Below are 18,177 nucleotides of genomic sequence, written 5' to 3'. Positions count from 1 at the left end.
TTAAAAATTGCCTAAGCGGTTGCTCATGGATAAGTAATGTTCGTGAACGTCACGTTAGGCTTTCTGTAAGCTTTTGATACAATTGCCCGACGCTTCGGATGAGATGCGCGTGGGGCTCCCGGCTTGTGCTGGCGCGCCCGGACCGCATGCCCTATATAGGCTGGACTGCCCGTTTTGCGGCTGGCTTGCGGAATAGACATGATGAACAGCCTGGACCTTCCCGGACGTCCCGAAAACACGCGCGTCGTCGTTGCCATGTCTGGCGGCGTCGATTCCTCCGTGGTGGCGGGATTGTTGAAACGCGAAGGCTACGATGTCGTCGGCGTCACGCTGCAGCTTTACGACCACGGCGCGGCAACCCATCGCGCCGGTTCCTGCTGTGCCGGCCAGGACATCGACGATGCGCGGCGCGTTTCCGAAACGCTCGGCATCCCCCACTACGTGCTCGATTATGAGGAACGTTTCCGCAAGGCTGTGATCGATCCCTTCGCGGAGAGTTACGTTGCCGGCGAAACGCCGATCCCCTGCGTCTCCTGCAACCAGACCGTGAAGTTCGCCGACCTTTTGGCGACCGCGCAGGACCTCGGCGCCGACGCGCTGGCGACCGGTCACTATATTCGTTCGAAGGCCAATGGCGCGCACCGCTCCCTCTACCGGCCGGTCGACGCCGATCGCGACCAGAGCTATTTCCTGTTTGCCACCACACAGGCGCAGATCGACTATCTTCGCTTCCCGCTCGGCGGCTTGCCGAAGCCCGAGGTTCGGGCGATGGCCGAAGAAATGGGGCTGGTGGTTGCCACCAAGCAGGACAGCCAGGACATCTGCTTTGTGCCGCAGGGCAAATATTCCGACATCATCGCCAAGTTGAAGCCGACGGCCGCCAATCCGGGCGACATCGTCCATATCGACGGCCGCGTGCTTGGGCGCCATGAGGGCATCCTGCGCTATACGATCGGCCAGCGCCGCGGCATCGGCATCGCCTCCGGCGAGCCGCTTTACGTCGTGCATCTCGATGCCGATCGCTCGCGCGTCATCGTCGGCCCGCGCGAAGCGTTGGAAACCCACAAGATCTATCTGCGCTCGATGAATTGGCTTGGCGACGGCGGGCTGGCCGATATTCCCGCCGGTGGGCTCGAACTCTTCGCCAAGGTCCGCTCGACACGACCGCCCCGCCCCGCCGTCCTGCATCACCGCAACGGCAGCACCTGGGTCGAGCTCGCCGACGGCGAATCCGGCATCGCGCCGGGTCAGGCCTGCGTGCTCTATTCCGACGATGGCAATGAAGCGCGCGTCTTCGGTGGCGGTTTCATCGAGCGGTCGGAGCGCGGCGCCGAGGCGGAAGCCATGTTGAGCAAGCTGGCCGCAAGACCTTCCAACATCGCCGCCGAATAGCAGCGCCGGCCTTTCGGTTCAGCTGACCTCAGCCGGCATTGCCGTCGTGAACCACGGTGCCGGCGGTCAGGATGCGCAGGACCTGGATCGCTTCCTCGCCATTGGTGCGCGGCTCCGACCGGGTCTCGATGCAGTGGATGAAGTGTTCAAGCTCGCGCGTCAGCGGCATGCCCTGCTCGATTTCGACATAGGACGGCTCGTTCATGGTGAAGGCCCATTGGCCGCTGTCCTGCCACACCGAGTGCCGGTAGACGGCCAGCTTTCGCTCCCACGGCTCGACATCGTCGAACACCGCCATCGCCTTGGTGCCGACGACGGTAAGCCGCCGTTCGCGATAAGGATTGAGCCGCGATGCGAACAGATGGCTTCTTAGATCGTTCGGAAAGCGCATGTGCACATGCGCGAAATCGCTGAGATGGTCGAGAAGCGCGGCCCCTTCCCCACGCACCTCGAGCGGTGCCGTACCGGTGATCGCCAGGATCATCGAGAGGTCGTGCGGCGCGAGATCCCATAAAGCGTCATTCTCGGTATGGAATTTGCCGAGGCCAAGCCTGTGCGAATGAATATAGCGGATGTCGCCGAGTTCGCCTTCGTCGACCAGCGCCTTCAACTTCTCGAAGGCGGGATGGAAGCGCAACACATGGCCGACCATGAAAACGCGGTGATTGTCCTTCGCCGCCTGCACCGCGCGCTCGGCGTCGGGCACGGTGAGCGCGATCGGCTTTTCGACCAGCACGTCCTTGCCGGCTTCGACAGCGCGGATCGACAGGTTGGCATGGAACTGCGGTGGCAACGCCATGACGATGGCGTCGACATCATCCCGCGAAAACAGGTCGTCGGGCGCGATCGCCAGGCAATCCTGTTCGCTGGCAAAGCCTTCGGCACGGGCAAGATTGAGGTCCGAGACCGCGTGAAGTGCGCCCAGCCCTTTCAGCGTCCGGATATGGTTGCTGCCCCAGTACCCGCACCCGAGGACTGCAATACGCGGTTTCATCAAATAGGAACTCAAGCATTTCGCGCGAAAATCGTCGACTGAGACATAGCGGTGCACCTCGCCGAACTCAACCCCACCACCAATCGCCGCAGACGCCGGGGACCTGTTATGCCGTCTTTTCAGATGCTTCCGCTGTTTTGCGAGGCACTGGCGATCCCGCCTTCCCACAAGTCAGCGCCGCACCCGCATTTGCCGGGCCAACTTGCACGTCTGCGTGCTTGACAGGATTGGTACCGCCACCTTATATCCGCGCGACCTTGGCGCTGGCCGGACGATCCGCTTCGAAAGCGGCTACGGTGAGGCGCCGACCCAGTGGCGGGGTAGCTCAGTTGGTTAGAGCACGGGAATCATAATCCTGGGGTCGGGGGTTCAAGTCCCTCTCCCGCTACCATCACTCTCAAAATAATTGAAATCATACTACAAACGTGGATGCGTCGTAGCGCCTCGTCCGCAAAACCCTGAACGATTTCAAGGCCTGAGCCTGCTGTCATTGTGGTGCCAACGAATAAATTGCGGACGCTTGGCAATACCATGGCGAGTGCCGTGAGTGGGGCCGCAAGCGGGCCGTTGCCCTTTGGGCAGCCAATCCGCCAAAACGGAAGCAGAAGTTTGTGCCCCGCCCAATCAAGAGCGCCCACTAATGTCTCGCCAGCGTTTCATGTCGATCTGGCAATACCTCGATTCTATGTCAGAACGTTTGCCCTAAAAGGGCGTGGCGTGTGCACGGTGCTATGTGCGTTTCCAGTGGGGGAATGAAAATCTCTACAGCTCAGCGCAACTATCTGCTTCTGAAGCGACGAGGTAGTTGCAACTGATGTGGTTCAATCGCAGCCTCGCATTGAGGACGACGCGGAACAAGCTGCAATGCCCTACGCGAAGACCACGATGAACCTGCGCGAGGGACCTGGCACCAAATTCGCTGTAATCACTGTCGTCCCAAAGGGGCTCGACGTTTCGGTTATGGAAGCCAAAGGGCATCTATTCGTGTCAAAGTAAACGAGAATACAGCCGGATGGATGGCGAATTCTGCAATCGCCGAACGTTGATAATCGTTCTGCAGACTCACTGTTGTCTAGATCCGCCGAAAGTAGCGCTGATAGTTCAGCGATCGTTCGTGTTGATTAACCCGCCCAAGGTAAGATCGACTTTTCGCCGACTCACCGTCTGGAATGAAGGCGCCTTGCTGAATCTGCTCCGCCATCTCTAGCGAGGCAATTTGTCTTAGATTTCCGTCGTCTCGGCGAGCGTCAATGCATCATCGATATCAACACCGGGATATCGAACCGTATTATCGATCTTGGTGTGTCCAAGCAGGATTTGAATAACTCGAAGATTTCCGATGGCTTTGTAGATCAATGCTGCCTTGGTACGGCGGAGCGAACGTGTTCCGTATTCCTCAGCACGCAGTCCAATCGCCGTAACCTATTCATCGACCAATCTCGCGTACTGTCGGATGCTGAGGTGCCCTTCGCGGTCAACTCGGCCTGGGAACTGTAGTCGTCGATACAGCCCACGGCGTTCGAGCCACGCGAGCAGACTTACCCTCGTGTCTGCGGCAATCTCGAACTAGACGTGCCGACCGATCTTCTGCTGGATCACCATTGATCAGGCCCGTATTGCCGGACCGGAAACAAGTGATCCGATCTTCATCTTGATGAGGTCACAACCGCGAAGCTTGCTGTCAATCGCGAAGTCAAACAATGCCCGGTCACGCATCCGCCCTTCGCGATCTAGGAAAAACCGGATCAACCAGATTTGCTTCACTTTGAGCACTCGTTTGGCGCCGACCTGCTTGCCTACATTCCAGGCTGGCCGACCTTTGGCGACCGGGCCATACTGTGAGATACCCGTGACATTTCTCCATTTGGCCAATATGGCCAAATGGAGAATTATAGGAGGCCGATGCGGACTGGCGGCTTTTTGATGCGAAAACGCAGAAAGCAAACACTCGCTCGTCGGCAACATCGGTATTGTGAACAAGATTATCTTCCGCGCCAGATCTGCGTTCGCGACAGGAGAAAGCGCGACACCAGCGCGTGGATCAGGCGGGCGGCGATGTTGGTGTAGAAAATCATCATGCCCATGGCCGCCGCAGGTGCGACATCGCCCGCATCGTCCATATTGAGAACCGCCACTGAAGCAAGCTGCGTGTGCGTGGAATAGAGGAACACGACGGCCGAAACCGTCGTCATCGCATTGACGAACAGATAGATCGAGATGTCGAGGATCGCCGGCAGGCAGACCGGCAGAGTCACCCGAAAGAACAGCTTATGGAAGGGCTGCTTCAAGGAGGCCGCCACCGGTTCGAACTCGCGGTCCATCTGCTTGAGCGCCGTCAGCGCGGTAAGATGCGAGACCGTGTAGAAATGGGTGATCGTGCAGATCACCAGGATGGCCATCGAGCCATAGATCGTATGCAGCGGATTTGCCGGGTTGTTGAAGAAGAAGATGTAGGCGAGGCCTAGCACCATGCCGGGCACGGCCATCGGCAGCATGGCAAGGAATTGAAACAATGAGCGCCCGGCGCGGAAGCCATCGCTTTTCTCTACCATATAGGCACCGGTGAAGACGAGGATGGTGCCGAAGAAGGCCGTCAGCAGCGCCATCTTGATGGAGTTGTGATAGGAAGCCCAGCCGCCGCCATCCATCAGGTCGAAGCGGAAATTCTTCAGGCTCGGCGTCAGATCGTAGGGCCAGAATTTGACCATTGCGGCCAGTTGGCAGACCCCGATCATCGTCAGGATGAAAGCGGCGATCAGCCCGCAATAGGCAAGGCAGCCCCAATCGAAACCGCGGTTCGGTTTCGGCTCGTAAGGCACCGAGCGGGCGGACAAGAGCGCCACCTGTTTCTTCTGGATCGTGCGGTCAACGAAGAAAGCGGCGATGGCGGGAATGATGAGCAGGACGGATACCACCGCCCCCATTTCGAAATTCTGCTGTCCAATGACCTGCTTGTAGATGTCGACGGCGAGCATGTTGTACTGGCCGCCGATGACCTTCGGCAGGCCGAAATCGGTGATGACCATGGTGAACACCACAAAAGCCGCGGATACGATGCCATAGCGTGCGCCCGGCACGGTCACCGTCCAGAAGGTGCGCCATCTTGTGGCGCGAAGCGAGGCCGCTGCCTCATAGTGGCGGGCGTCCGCCACGCTGAGCGATGTCGAGATGATGAGCAACGCATGCGGCAGTGTGAAGAAGACCGAGCCAATGACGATGCCGATCGGCCCGTAGATCGAATAGCCCATCATCCAGTTTTTCAGCAGGCCCTGATTGCCGAACAGATAAACAAGCGCGATACCGGGAAGCAGCGACGGCACCAGGATCGGCACGCTCATGACAAGCCGGAAGAAGCCCTTGCAGCGCATGCGGCTTCGGTTCAGCGCATAGGCAAGGCCGAAGGCGATGGCGATGACCAGCACCGTGCTGATCACCCCCATCAGGACCGAGTTCCAGATCGCCTGCGCCAGCGAAGGCGTTGAGAAATAGGCGATGAAATTGTCGAAGCCGACGGTGCGGGCCGGCCGCAGCACAACGCGGCGGAAGCTGTTGGAATCAACCTCCACCCAATCGGTGCCGCGCTTCAGCTCCGAACCGACCAGGAAAGCGGAATGCTCGGTCGTTCCGCGGATGCGGTATTTGACCGGGCTGCGGAAACTGAAATCCTTGTAGAGGCCGGTCAAAGAAAGCCGTCCGTCGGACCCGGTGCCGAGTTGGGGCTCCGTGATCGCCTTGGCGTCCGCGTTGAGCGCGGCGACCGTGCGTGCGGGGCCGAAGCCGGTTCCGCTTTCGTCGCTGCGCTCGATCTCGAAGGCGTTGAGATCGAAGCGATAGGTCGACATCGACTTCGACAGCAGCACATAAAGCGGCGCCGCCAGAGCCAGTACGAGATATAGCGCGATGATCAGCATCAGCCCGCGCTTGACCAGATCGTCGGACGACAGCTGCAGGCGTGGCGCGTGTCCTGCGGGAAGAGCGATAGCGGCGGCGCTCATCTCAGGCTGCCTTCGGGAAGACAAGCACACGGTTCTGCGGCAGTTCGACCTGCAGATGTCCGCTTGTCTCGATGCGCAGCCGGCGGACAGCATTGAGCGAGAAGTCGCCGATCAGGCGCTTTTCGCCGAGACGTGGCGAGACCAGCCGGCAACGCCAGAAACTGCCGAGGAACTCCATTTCCTCGACCGTGACCTCGACCAGATTGTCCGGCGTTCCGATCGGGTCTGGCGCTCCTGGCGAACGCGCGCCATCACCATGGGGAATGATATCGACCGGACGGATCACTGCCATCACCTCATCGCCGGCAGCACAGATATGCGGCGCGCAGACGAGTTCGGTCCCGGCGAGCGCCAGCCTGTCGTTTCCCAAGGCCCTCGCCGCGAACTGGTTGGTTTCACCGATGAAGTCGGCCACGAACAGGGTGCTCGGATGGCGATAAACCTCGGTCGGCGTTCCCACCTGTTCGATCACGCCGTGGTTCATGACCACGATGCGGTCTGCCATCGACAGCGCTTCCTCCTGATCATGGGTGACCATGATCGTTGTCACGCCGAGTTTGCGTTGAAGCTCCTTGATCTCGTGGCGCAGATGGACGCGCACCTTGGCATCGAGCGCCGACAAGGGCTCGTCGAGCAGAAGCAGGCCCGGCGATACCGCCATGGCGCGGGCAAGCGCGATGCGCTGCTGCTGGCCGCCGGAAAGCTGGGCCGGGTATTTTTTTGCCTGTTCCGACAAGCCGACCAGGGCAAGCAGTTCCTTGACGCGCGCCTGGATCTCCGCCTTCGGTCGCCGGGCATTCTCCAGGCCGAAGGCGATGTTCTTCTCGATCGTCAGGTTCGGGAACAGCGCATAGGACTGGAAGACGATGCCGTAGTCGCGCCTTGATGGGGGCAGGTTCGAAATATCCCTGCCAGCCTGGCGGATCGTTCCGCGCGTCTGCAGATCGAGGCCCGCAACGGCGCGCAGCAGTGTGGTCTTGCCGCAACCGGAGGGCCCGAGGAAGCAGACGAACTCGCCCTCCTTGATTTCCAGCGAGACGCCTTTCAGCGCGACGAAGTCTCCAAAGGTCTTCCATAGCTGGTCGATCGCCAGGTAACCGGGCCTGGCAGGGTTGCCTGCCCCCGGCTCAAAGCGCGCCGGAGCGGCGGCCGCTCCAGTGACGGTCTCGTGTTTCATCTCGCGGCCCATCATTGATGTTCAAGCAGAACGGGCGCCGCTTTGACGGCGCCCGGCTGGGATTGCTCAGCTTTTCGGCTCGGACTTCGCGTCGTAGCGTTTTGCCCATTCCGCCAGGATCGCCTTGCGGTTGTTCGCCGCCCACTCGAAGTCGTTCTTGATCATGTGGTCGGCGACATTGGCGGGCAGATGCTCCACCGGCTTGGCGATGCCGGGATAGGCGAGAACGGCATAACCTTCGTTGTACATCTCATTGGCCTCTTTCGAGACCGAGAAGTCGACCAGTTTCTTGGCCGCGTCGAGCTTGGCAGTGCCCGCGACGATGGCAGTGGCTTCAGCCTCCCAGCCTGAACCTTCTTCCGGGAAGATGATGTCGAGCGGCGCGCCCGCGGATTTGGCCTTCGCGCCCGGGAACTCAAACGAAACGCCGATAGCTGTCTCGCCGGCGCCGGCCATCTTGCACGGCTTGGACCCTGAATGCGTGTAAGCGGAAATGTTCTGGTGCAGGCCGTCCATGAAGGCCCAGGCGTCCTTCTCGCCGAACATCTGCAGCCAGGCCGAGACGTCGAGGAAACCGGTGCCCGAGGAATTCGGGTTCGGCATCACGACATGGCCCTTGTATTCGGGCTTGGTCAGATCCTTCCAGCTTTTCGGCGCGGCAATGCCGAGCTTCTTCGCCTCGAGGGTGTTGAAGCAGATGGCGGCGACATAGGCGTCCATGCCTGTCCACGACGGTGGATTGCTGTTGTCGACGAAGCGCTTGTCGAGTTTGTCGACGCCGGCAGGCGCATAGGCTTCCAGCATGCCTTCGCTTTTCAGCAACAGCAGCGACGTTGCCGCCAGCCCCCAGACGACGTCGGCCTGCGGATTGTCCTTCTCGGCAAGCAGCTTGGCGGTCATGACGCCGGTGGAGTCACGCACCCAATTGATCTTGATGTCCGGATAGGCCTTTTCGAAAGTCGCCTTGTAGCGATCGAGGTCGACGGCCTCGATCGCGGTATAGACCGTCAGATTGGTTTCGGCGATCGCCGTCGAGGCGGCAAAGGTCGCAGCAAGCGCTGCAAGCACGGATGCAATACGAGATTTCATGGCTTGGATTCCCCGTCTGGTGGCACATTCTTCGATGCATTGGGACGCCGATCCTGCGGCTGTGCCGGCCCAGAGAATGCCGGCACACGACGTCCATGAGCCACTCTAGATGAAGGGATTACGATAAGTGAAATCTATTTATTCTATGAAACAATAGGCTGGACTGATGTTTGTCACAGGGTTGTCATGGACGGCCGTGAGCACGTCGAAACCGGCTGCCGTTCCTGCTTTTTTCGGCTCAAAGACCGCTTGAAAATCGATCAGAAGCCGAAGAGCTCGGCGACGGTCTCCTCGCCAAGGGCAAAGCCCGTACTGGCGCCGGTGCCGCTGGTAACCATCACCAGCCTGACATCCTCATGCGGCGCATCGCGAAACGCCGCGTGGCTGGCGGAAGAGTAGGTTCCGGTCCAGCGTGCGGTCACCGCCGGCTGCACCTGCGGAAGCAGCCTGGCGAATTCGCGGAGGATCAACCGGTCGACCTCTTCCGACCCGAAGGGGTCGGGCGTGGCGCCATAGTGATGGGAATCGCCGATGACCAGCGAGCCATCGGCGCTCTGGGTGACGATCAGATGGACGCCGTTGGCGAGCTCCCCGGCCTGCTCGTTTTCCAGCCGGCGCCGGAGGGCTGCCGCCTCCGGCAGCGCCGCATAGCCTTCATAACGCAACAGGCTGAGATCGGAGACCAGAGCCGCGCCGAGCTGGAAGCCGGGATTGGCCAGGCGCAGCATCTGCAGCTTGCAGCGGCGCACGCCATATTGCCCGATGCGCTCCGGATAGAGGCTGATCAGATCGTCACCGGGACACACCACCACCCTGGCAGCGTGAACAAGTCCGGCACTTGTCACCACCGCGCCGGGCTCGATCGCGGTCACGGCTACGCCGAAGCGGAATTCGACACCGAGTTGCCCGGCCAGGAACGCGGTCAGTTTTGGCAACACATCGCGCGACTCCACGCGCAATTCATGCGGGCTGTAAAGGCCGCCGGCGATCTCCGCGCCACGCAAGGCAGGCAGCCGGGCGATGACGTCCGCCGGCGTCAGAAGCTCGCATTCGGCACCGTCCGCTGTTGCCGCGAAGGCCTCCAGCACGGAAAGCGCCTCGGCCCGGCGGGCGACGACCAGCTTGCCGCGATGCAGGACGTCGAGGCCGGCCTCGCCGGCAAGATCGAGCCAGATGGCACGAGTTCGTTCAGCGCGCGCGCGTGAAATGCCGGGCTCCTGCCCGCTGACCACAACCAGCCCGAAGTTGCGGATCGAGGCGCCGTTGGCTTGGGCATCCCTGTCGATGACCACCACACTGAGGCCACGCCGTGCCGCGGCAAGCGCATGGGCGAGGCCTACGATCCCCGCCCCAACCACCGCCAAGTCAAACTGCGCCAAAATCGCCTCCCATGTTCCTGCTTGTTGTTGTGGGTGTCCGCCTAGCCGGCCATTATGGCGCGCTCGACGATGGCGAGCGCCCGCTCGAGATCCGGGCGGCCGATGACCAGTGGCGGCGACAGCGTCAGCACATTGCCGGCGCTGATCTTGAAACTCAGGCCTTCTTCCAGGCAGCGGTAATAGACGCGCTCCGCCAGTTCGCGCGCCGGCTTGTAGCTGCCGCGTTCCTCGACCAGTTCGACACCCATCATCAGACCCCGGCCGCGCACTTCGCCGACATGTGGCGAGCGCTCGATCAATTCGCCGAGCCGGGCCATGGCGTAGGCGCCGAGTTCGGCGGCGCGTTCGGCCAGTCCCTCTTCCTCGATGATGGCGATTGTGGTGAGAGCGGCGCGCGCCGTCACCGGGTTCTTTTCATGGGTGTAGTGGCCGATTGCAAAATCGCCCGCCACATCGAGCGCACGTCTGGCGACCACCGCGGCGATGGGCAACACGCCGCCGCCCAATGCCTTGCCCAGCACCAATATATCGGGCGCGACCCCATCGTGCTGATGCGAGAAGATTTTGCCGGTCTTGCCGAGCCCCGTCGGAATTTCGTCGAAGATCAGCAATGTACCGTGCCGGTTGCAGGCTTCGCGCACCGCTTTCCAGAAACCGGGCGCCGGCACCAGTGGCGTCGCACGCATCGGCTCGGCGATGACGGCGGCGAAGTCGCCCTCGCGGCCGAGCACATAAGAGATCATGTTGGCGCAGGCCTGGGCCGAGGCCTCGAGGCTGTCGTGGCCGTAGGCGCAGTTGCGGCTTGCCCACGGCGCGACATGCTCGGCACCCGTCATCAACGGCCCGGCGATCTGGGAACGGAACGTCGCCTCGCCGCCGACCGAGATCGCGCCGAAACCAGCACCGTGGAAGGCATCCCAGAAGGATAAAGTCTTGAAGCGTCCGGTGGCGGCGCGGGCGATCTTCAGGGCGACCTCGATGGCGTCGGAGCCGCCGGTGGTGAACAGCACCTTCGACAGATCCGCGCCCGCAAGTGCGCCAAGTTTTTCGGCGAGCTCCACAGCTGACTCGTTGGCGAAACGGCGCGGCGCGAAGGACAACTCATCCAGTTGCCGCTTGATGGCTGCGATCAGGCGCGGATGCGCATAGCCGATATGGTGGACGCTGTTGCCATGGAAATCCATGAAACGCCGGCCGGCCAAGTCCTCGATCCATATGCCTTCGGCCCTGGCGATCGTCGACACGCATGGGCTGGACAGTGACTGATGCAGAAAGGCGTCGGCGTCGCGCTCCAACAACGCACGCGACGGCGCGTGATCCTGGCGCGCGTCCCAGTCCCTGCGGGCGGGCGCCTTGTTGGACTCCCCTTCGGTGTGCACGATCGTCATGGCAACCTTTCCTGAATCCCGAGCGGTGGCAGGCGCGCCCTGCCACCCCTGCCCCGACCTACCAGGGCAGCGAGAAGGTCTTGACGTTGGTGTAGGATTTCATGGCCTCGATGACGCCTTCCTTGTAACCGTTGCCCGAATCCTTGATGCCGCCGAACGGGCTCATCTCGATGCGGTAGCCGGGCACTTCCCAGATGTTGACGGTGCCGACCTGCAGGCCGGAAATGTATTTCTGCATGCGGCGGAAATCGTTGGTGCACACGCCCGACGAGAGCCCGAACGCCGTCGAGTTGGAAAGCGCGATGAGGGCATCGTCGTCATCCGGCGCGCGGATGATGGGGATGATTGGCCCGAAGGTTTCTTCCATCACCAGCTCGGACGAATGCGGCACGCGGTCGACGACGATCGGCGGCAACAGCGCGCCCTTGCGGCCCGGATTGTAGAGCACCTCGGCGCCCTGCTCGGCCGCCATGTGGACACGGCGTTCGAAAAGTGCCGCGGCCTTCTCGTGCACGACTGTGCCGAGTTGCGTGGCAAGGTTCATCGGGTCGCCGAACACGATCTTTCTGGCGCGTTCCAAGACAAGCGGCACGAAACGGTCGGCCACTTTTTCCTGCACCAGGATGCGCTTCACCGCCGTGCAGCGCTGGCCGGAATTCCTGGTGGCGCCGGCCACGGCAAGGTCAGCTGCCTTGGCGAGATCGTCGTCGGAGAGATCGTTGAGGATGATCAGCGGGTCGTTGCCGCCAAGCTCCAGAACCTGGCGCCTGTAACCCGCCTTCAAGGCGATCATCTTGCCGACCGGCACGCCGCCGGTGAAGGTGATCAGGTCGATATTGGGATTGGTGATCATCTCGTCGCCGATGTCCTTCGGCCAGCCCGTGACGATCGAGAGCATCTGCGGCGGCAGACCCGCCTCATAGAGGATGTCGGCCAGCACCAGCGCGGTTATCGGGGTGAGTTCGGTCGGCTTGACGACGACGCAGTTGTTGGTGGCGACCGCCGGGGCGACCTTGTGCGCCACCATGTTGAGCGGATGGTTGAACGGCGTGATCGCCGAGATCGCCTTCAACGGCTCGCGCAGCGTGAAGATCTTGCGCTGCTTGCCGTGGGGAGTGAGATCGCAGGAAAATATCTGGCCGTCATCCTGGATCGCCATCTGGCCGGCCAGGGTGAAGACATCATGGGCGCGGCCGACCTCGTAGAGTGAATCCTGCTTGGAGATGCCGAGTTCCAGCGTGACCAGATCGGATATCTCTTCCTTGCGGGCATTCAGCAGTTCGGCGGTCTTCAACAGAATCTTCTGGCGCTCGTATCGCGTCAGCTTCGAGGTGTAGCCTGCAGCGATCTCGAAGGCCTCCCTGGCATGGGCCGCGCCGCCGGCCGGCACCGTGCCGGCCACCGTGTCATTCCAAGGGTAGCGCACCTCGATGACATCGTCGGCATCGACCTTCCTGCCGGCGATCCGCATCGGCTCGTGCCGGACCTTGATCGACGTCTCAGCCTTGGTCATGGCAATCGTCCTCACTGCGCCGGCTGCGCGGCCGCCATCACCGCGTAATAGAAGGCATCGAAATTGCGCAGCGCCGGCGCATCGGGCTGGCCGGTCAGCACCCGGTTGGTGATGAAGGGCACGGCCTGCTCGGTGAGGCCGCCATGCGAACGCAGAGGTTCGTCGAGCGCTGCCAGATCGTGGCGGTGTTCGCTTGTGCCGATCGTCTTGTTCTCGCCGGAGACGAAGATGATGTCGCCCATGCGGTCCTCGGGCAGTTCGAAGCGGGCGCAGCCTTCCTCCCGGCCGAGCACCAGCGTGATACCCTCCACCTTGGCAAGCTTGGCCATGATGTCGGCGCGGTCGGCGCTCTTCGGCAGATAGGCGGTGGCAAAGGAACCCAGTGCGCCATGATGCACGACATAGGGATCGGTGATCGGTAGGATGACGCGGGCCGCATCCTTGCCCAGCCACTCGTCGAGCAGGTCCTGGGCGTAGACGACGTCGGGTGAGCCATCGGCCTTGTGCTTGGGCTTCATGCCGTGGTCTGCGGTCACCACGATCGCCGTCCCGAGCGCGTCGAGTTCTGCCAAATACCGGTCGAACATCGCGTAAAAGGCGTTCGCCTGCTTCACGCCGGGCGCATATTTATGCTGCACATAGTCGGTGGTGGTCAGGTACATGACGTCTGGCCGAAATTCCTTGAGCAGCTTCACGCCTGCCGCGAAGACGAATTCGGACAATTCCGCGGAATAGACTTCCGGCACCGGGCGGCCGAGCCAGGCGGAAGCGTTGTCGATGCCATTGCCGGCCTTGGTCGTGGTGTTGGCCTTTTCGGAGGAGAAGCAGACCGCGCGGTTGTCGTCATAGGCCAGGCCATGACCGAGCAGCGCGCGCAGCTTGTCCTTGGCCGTCACCACCGCCACCTTGGCGCCAGCGTCGTAGAACGCCTTGAAGACGGTCGGCGCGCGCAAGAATTTGGGATCGTTCATCATCACCTCCTCGCCCGTTTCGGGGTTGTAGAGGTAGTTGCCGCAGATGCCGTGCACGGCTGGCGGACGGCCGGTGGCGATGGAAAGATTGTTGGGGTTGGTGAAGCTCGGGATCACCGAATGCGCGGTGCGCACGGTGCCTCTCTGCTTGATCCGCTCCAGCGCCGGCATCAGCCCGGCCTCGATCGCCTCGTCGAGATAGGCGGGTTCACAGCCATCCAGGCAGATCGCGATGGCCGGCACCCGCGGCCATGCATAGTCGCGTCCATTGGCGGACACAGCCACCGGGGACATCTGGTTCATCGGGATTTTCCTTGTTTCTTGTCGGGTTCAGGCGGCGAGTTTGGCGCGTTGGGCTAAGGCGGCCTGGGGTGGTGCAGCACTCGCCACACCCATTTCGGCCAGCGACTGACGGGCCGCCTCGACGACACGGTGCATGACGTGTTCATCCATCCGGCCGATGCAGCCGACCCGGAAGGAATCGATCACCGTCAGCTTGCCGGGATAGATGATGAAGCCCTTGTCCTTCATCAGCTCGTAGAAACGCTCGAAGACGAAATTGCTGTCGGACGGGCAGAAAAAGGTGACGATGATCGGCGAAAGCCAGCGATCGGACAGCAAGGTCTCGAAGCCGAGCTTGCGCATGCCTTCGACCATGACATTGCGGTTCTTCATGTAACGCGCGCCGCGCGCGGCCACGCCGCCTTCCGCCTCATGCATGCGCAAGGCCTCGAGAAAGGCGGCAACCACATGCGTCGGCGGCGTGAACCGCCACTGGCCGGTCTTTTCCATCGCAGCCCATTGCGCATGAATGTCCAGCGACAGCGAATGGCTGTTGCCCTTGGCCTTTTCCAACTCGTTCTTCTTGGCGATGACGAAGCCGAAGCCCGGCACCCCCTCGATGCATTTGTTCGCCGAGGAGACCATCGCCTCGTAGCGGATCTTGCCGACCTCCAGCGGAATGGCGCCGAAAGCGCTCATGGAATCGACCAGCAGCTTGCGGCCCCTGGCGTAGGCGGCTTCCGAAATCTCGGCGACCGGGTTGAGGATGCCCGAACTCGTCTCGCAGTGAATGGCGATGACGTGGGTGATGGCGGGATCGGCATCGAGCGCCGCGCCCACTTCGTCGCCGCGCGGCGGCAGATAATCGCCCTTGTCGATCAGCGTGAAGGCGCGGCCGAGATATTGCATAGTCTGGGCGGCGCGCAGGCCGTAGGCGCCATTGGCAAGCACCAGCACCTTGCCGTCCTTCGGCACGAAGGAGCCGAGCATCGCTTCCACGCAGAAGGAACCGGAGCCCTGGATAGGCACGCAATCATACTCGCCCTTGGCGTCGCCGATCAGCGCCAGAAGGCGCCGGCGCAAATCCGCGGTCATGGAACGGAAATCGCCATCCCACGAACCCCAGTCCCGCAACATCGCCTGCTTGACGGTGTAAGCTGTCGTCAGCGGTCCCGGCGTCAGCAGATAAGGCTCACCCAAAGCCGGCGGATCGAAACCCTCTACAGGCGAAAACTCGGATCGCATCGACTGTCCTCCACTGCACTTAGGTTCTGGCGTTTCGATGTCGGGATTGTTGCAGAGAAAGAGATATCTGAAAAATCGTTATTTTGTATCCGACCATAACATGCACTTATGATTACTAGGCGACGCGCGCGAGGCGACTGCCGAGCAGGTCGCCCGTCTGCGTCAGCAATGGATAGGCTGTCGCAACGAGCAGCGAGTTGATCTCCTTGAAGGCGCGCACGACTTCCAGGTGGATATCGCTGGTTTCGATGCTCTCGATCTTTCCGGACTGCAGCCGGCGCAGATGCCGTTCATGGCTCTCGCGCTGCATGGCGCGGATACGTTCCTTTTCGGCGACCAATTGGCGCGCCGAGGCGACGTCGTTGGAGATGAGTACATTCAACGCAAGCTGCATGTTCTCGACAACCCGGGCATGCAGCTCATCGAGTTCGCGCCAGCCTTCGGTGGAGAATTGAAGTTCCTTTTGCGCACGCTCGGATGCGAGCACGAGCAGGTTCTTGGCGACGATGTCGCCGGCATATTCGAGATTGATGGCAACGTCGGTCAATTCCATGCCGCGGCGCGCCTCGTTGGCCGTCAGCTTGCCGCGATTGACCTCTGCAACATACAGCTTGATGCCGGTGTGCGCGTCGTTGATCTCGTCGTCGATGCCGCGCAGCCTGGCAATCTGTTCAACCGTTCCAGAGCGGAACATATCCATGACCGGCCGAAACATCCGTTCGACGAGTTCACCCATGCGCAGGAGTTCCCGTGTAGCGCTGGCCAATGCCAGCGTCGGCGTCTTGATGACCGATCGGTCAAGCGCACTCAGCCGCTGGCGGGTGATATCCGCATCCCCCTCGCCCGCAGGCTCTTGCGTCATGCGCGTGACCAGCCGAGCCACAGGATCGACGAATGGCAGGCAAACCAGAGCAAGGGCCGCATTGAAGGCCAGGTGGAAATCGACCAGGGCAGTCACCGGATCCAGCCCGCGCATGATGGTGGGCATGCCGGCGGTTTCGACCGCCACCAGCGCGATCCCGGCCGCCGTCACACGAAACAAGAGATTGCCGAGCGGCAGGCGCTGCGTTGCCTTGTCCATGCTGCGCGACAGCCAGAAGGCGATCAGCCCGCTGCCCATATTGGCTCCCAGGATCAGCGGCACGCCCGCTTCCAACGGGATGACGCCTTGCGCGGCAAAAGCCGAGATCATCAGGATCGCCGCGACGCTTGAATGGATCAGCCAGGTGAACAGCGCGCCGAGCAGAACGGCCATCATGGCGTCGCTGGCCAGATAACCGGAGATCACCGGCAAAAGTTCGGCGTGACGCAGCGGGCCCGTCGCCTCGCCGATGAACCTCAGCGACAAAAGGATGAAGCCGATGCCCAGCACCATGCGCCCGGTTTCACGCAGCCTCTCACCGGACAGTTTGAGATGCATGACGCCGCCGGCAGCCAAGCAGACCGGGACCAGCCAGCCGAGATCGAACGACAGGATGCGCACGACGAGCGCCGAACCGAAATCGGCACCGAGCAGCAGCGCCAGGCCGACCGGTACGGCGAGCAAACCGCTGGCGACGAAGCCGCAAGCGATCATCGCCACCGCCGTTGAGTTCTGCAATGTCACCGCCATCGCGGCACCGCCGGCAACAGCGCGGATCGTGCCCCCTTTGGCCTCGCCGAACAGCCGGCGCAGCAGCCCGGCATAAGCGCGCTCCATGCCGGTACGTACCAAGTGCACGGCATAGAGCAAAAGCAGCGTCGCTCCCGCGAGATGAAGCAAAAGAAGGGAAAAATGCATGGCCGGCATCCCGTGGCTCAAAAAAGATCGGCCGGGCCTTTACATAAGTCAATTCGTTAGTTTCTATGATTTCATTGGCCATTCTTATGGAATGATGCGATGCGATACGTGCAATTGCGAGCTTTTCACTATGTCGCCATCTGCGGCGGTTTCTCGCGCGCCGCCGAGAGCCTGTTCCTGACCCAGCCGGCGATTTCGGACCAGGTGCGCAAGCTGGAGGAAGAATATGACGTACTGCTCTTCAACCGTCACAAGAAGCAGGTGACGCTGACCGCCCAAGGCGAGCGGCTGCTCGAGATCACCCACCGCATGTTCGACAGCGAGCAACAGGCCAACGATCTGCTTTCGGAATCGCGCGCGTTGCGGGCCGGCACACTGCGGATCATCGCGGATGCCGCGCACCATCTGCTGCACGTGCTGGCAGCCTTTCGGGCGAAATATCCGGGTGTGCAGGTATCGCTGCGCGCAGGCAACACGGAAACCGTGATCGCCGGGCTATATGCCTATGAAGCCGATATGGGCGTGCTTGGGGAAATCCCGGAAAGTTCCGATTTCCAGATCCTGAAACTCAACTCGTCCCCGATCATCGCCTTTGTTGCCCACAATCACCCGCTGGCAAGCGCGAAGAAGCTGGCGCTTGCCGACATTGTCGCGCACCCCCTCGTCCTGCGCGAACGCGGATCCAAAACCCGCTTCAAGCTGGAGGCGCTTGCTGCCGAAATGCGCGTGGATTTGAAGCCCGCGATCGAGGCCGAAGGACGCGAAGCCATACGCGAGATCGTGGCGTCGGGTGCCGGTGTCGGCTTCGTGACCCGGGCCGAGTTCGGTTATGACGGGAGATTGAAGCCGATCCAGATCGACGCCCCGGAAGTGCTGATGGACGAGGCATTGATATGCCTGCGCGAACGCGCCAGCGGCAAGCTGGTCAAGGCATTCTGGGATCTGGCCATGGCATAGCCCAGCTAGTTCAAA

12 protein-coding genes, 1 tRNA gene and 1 pseudogene are annotated in these 18,177 nt (G+C 61.7%); 3 read left to right on the top strand and 11 right to left on the bottom strand.

Going from position 1 to position 18,177, the window contains the following annotated elements; genetic code table 11:
• Nucleotides 1-201 precede the first annotated feature (201 nt).
• Nucleotides 202-1,392 (top strand): tRNA 2-thiouridine(34) synthase MnmA, encoded by a 1,191-nt coding sequence (gene mnmA, locus FZF13_RS16470; RefSeq protein WP_024925597.1) that lies wholly within the window; start codon nucleotides 202-204, stop codon nucleotides 1,390-1,392.
• A gap of 28 nt (nucleotides 1,393-1,420) precedes the next feature.
• Here the strand turns inward: mnmA and FZF13_RS16465 are convergent, their stop codons facing one another.
• A complete protein-coding gene (locus tag FZF13_RS16465; RefSeq protein WP_024925598.1) occupies nucleotides 1,421-2,386 on the bottom strand; it encodes a Gfo/Idh/MocA family protein in 966 nt (321 codons plus the stop codon).
• 314 nt (nucleotides 2,387-2,700) lie between these two features.
• Between FZF13_RS16465 and FZF13_RS16460 the strand changes: the two genes are divergently transcribed.
• A tRNA-Met gene (locus FZF13_RS16460) sits at nucleotides 2,701-2,777 on the top strand.
• Between the two features lie 830 nt (nucleotides 2,778-3,607).
• Here the strand turns inward: FZF13_RS16460 and FZF13_RS16455 are convergent.
• From FZF13_RS16455 to FZF13_RS16410, 10 genes and pseudogenes are all read right to left on the bottom strand, one after another.
• Nucleotides 3,608-4,231: pseudogene (locus FZF13_RS16455) on the bottom strand (tyrosine-type recombinase/integrase).
• 137 nt (nucleotides 4,232-4,368) lie between these two features.
• Nucleotides 4,369-6,381 carry a putative 2-aminoethylphosphonate ABC transporter permease subunit gene (locus tag FZF13_RS16450; protein ID WP_024925599.1) on the bottom strand — a complete coding sequence of 671 codons (2,013 nt, stop codon included), beginning with the start codon at nucleotides 6,379-6,381 and terminating at the stop codon, nucleotides 4,369-4,371.
• Nucleotide 6,382: 1 nt separating this feature from the next.
• Nucleotides 6,383-7,558 carry a putative 2-aminoethylphosphonate ABC transporter ATP-binding protein gene (locus FZF13_RS16445; protein ID WP_081766952.1) on the bottom strand — a complete coding sequence of 392 codons (1,176 nt, stop codon included), beginning with the start codon at nucleotides 7,556-7,558 and terminating at the stop codon, nucleotides 6,383-6,385.
• A 66-nt stretch (nucleotides 7,559-7,624) separates the two neighbouring features.
• A complete protein-coding gene (locus tag FZF13_RS16440; RefSeq protein ID WP_024925601.1) occupies nucleotides 7,625-8,647 on the bottom strand; it encodes a putative 2-aminoethylphosphonate ABC transporter substrate-binding protein in 1,023 nt (340 codons plus the stop codon).
• 260 nt (nucleotides 8,648-8,907) lie between these two features.
• Nucleotides 8,908-10,026: a TIGR03364 family FAD-dependent oxidoreductase gene (locus tag FZF13_RS16435; RefSeq protein WP_024925602.1), complete on the bottom strand. Its 1,119-nt coding sequence runs from the start codon at nucleotides 10,024-10,026 to the stop codon at nucleotides 8,908-8,910.
• A gap of 41 nt (nucleotides 10,027-10,067) precedes the next feature.
• Entirely contained in the window at nucleotides 10,068-11,414 is a 1,347-nt protein-coding gene (gene pbfA, locus FZF13_RS16430) for a (R)-1-hydroxy-2-aminoethylphosphonate ammonia-lyase (RefSeq protein WP_024925603.1), read from the bottom strand.
• A 58-nt stretch (nucleotides 11,415-11,472) separates the two neighbouring features.
• A complete protein-coding gene (phnY, locus tag FZF13_RS16425) occupies nucleotides 11,473-12,927 on the bottom strand; it encodes a phosphonoacetaldehyde dehydrogenase (RefSeq protein WP_024925604.1) in 1,455 nt (484 codons plus the stop codon).
• An 11-nt stretch (nucleotides 12,928-12,938) separates the two neighbouring features.
• Nucleotides 12,939-14,201 (bottom strand): phosphonoacetate hydrolase, encoded by a 1,263-nt coding sequence (gene phnA, locus FZF13_RS16420; protein ID WP_024925605.1) that lies wholly within the window; start codon nucleotides 14,199-14,201, stop codon nucleotides 12,939-12,941.
• A 27-nt stretch (nucleotides 14,202-14,228) separates the two neighbouring features.
• A complete protein-coding gene (locus FZF13_RS16415) occupies nucleotides 14,229-15,425 on the bottom strand; it encodes a 2-aminoethylphosphonate--pyruvate transaminase (RefSeq protein WP_024925606.1) in 1,197 nt (398 codons plus the stop codon).
• A gap of 115 nt (nucleotides 15,426-15,540) precedes the next feature.
• Entirely contained in the window at nucleotides 15,541-17,205 is a 1,665-nt protein-coding gene (locus FZF13_RS16410; RefSeq protein WP_024925607.1) for a Na/Pi cotransporter family protein, read from the bottom strand.
• Nucleotides 17,206-17,304: 99 nt separating this feature from the next.
• Between FZF13_RS16410 and FZF13_RS16405 the strand changes: the two genes are divergently transcribed.
• Nucleotides 17,305-18,162: a LysR substrate-binding domain-containing protein gene (locus FZF13_RS16405; RefSeq protein ID WP_024925608.1), complete on the top strand. Its 858-nt coding sequence runs from the start codon at nucleotides 17,305-17,307 to the stop codon at nucleotides 18,160-18,162.
• The last annotated feature ends 15 nt before the right edge of the window (nucleotides 18,163-18,177 follow it).

It is taken from the genome of Mesorhizobium terrae (assembly GCF_008727715.1).
In the GTDB taxonomy this organism is placed as follows: domain Bacteria; phylum Pseudomonadota; class Alphaproteobacteria; order Rhizobiales; family Rhizobiaceae; genus Mesorhizobium; species Mesorhizobium terrae.
Note: the sequence above shows the minus strand (reverse complement) of the source record. Positions and strands in the feature narration are given on the sequence as shown.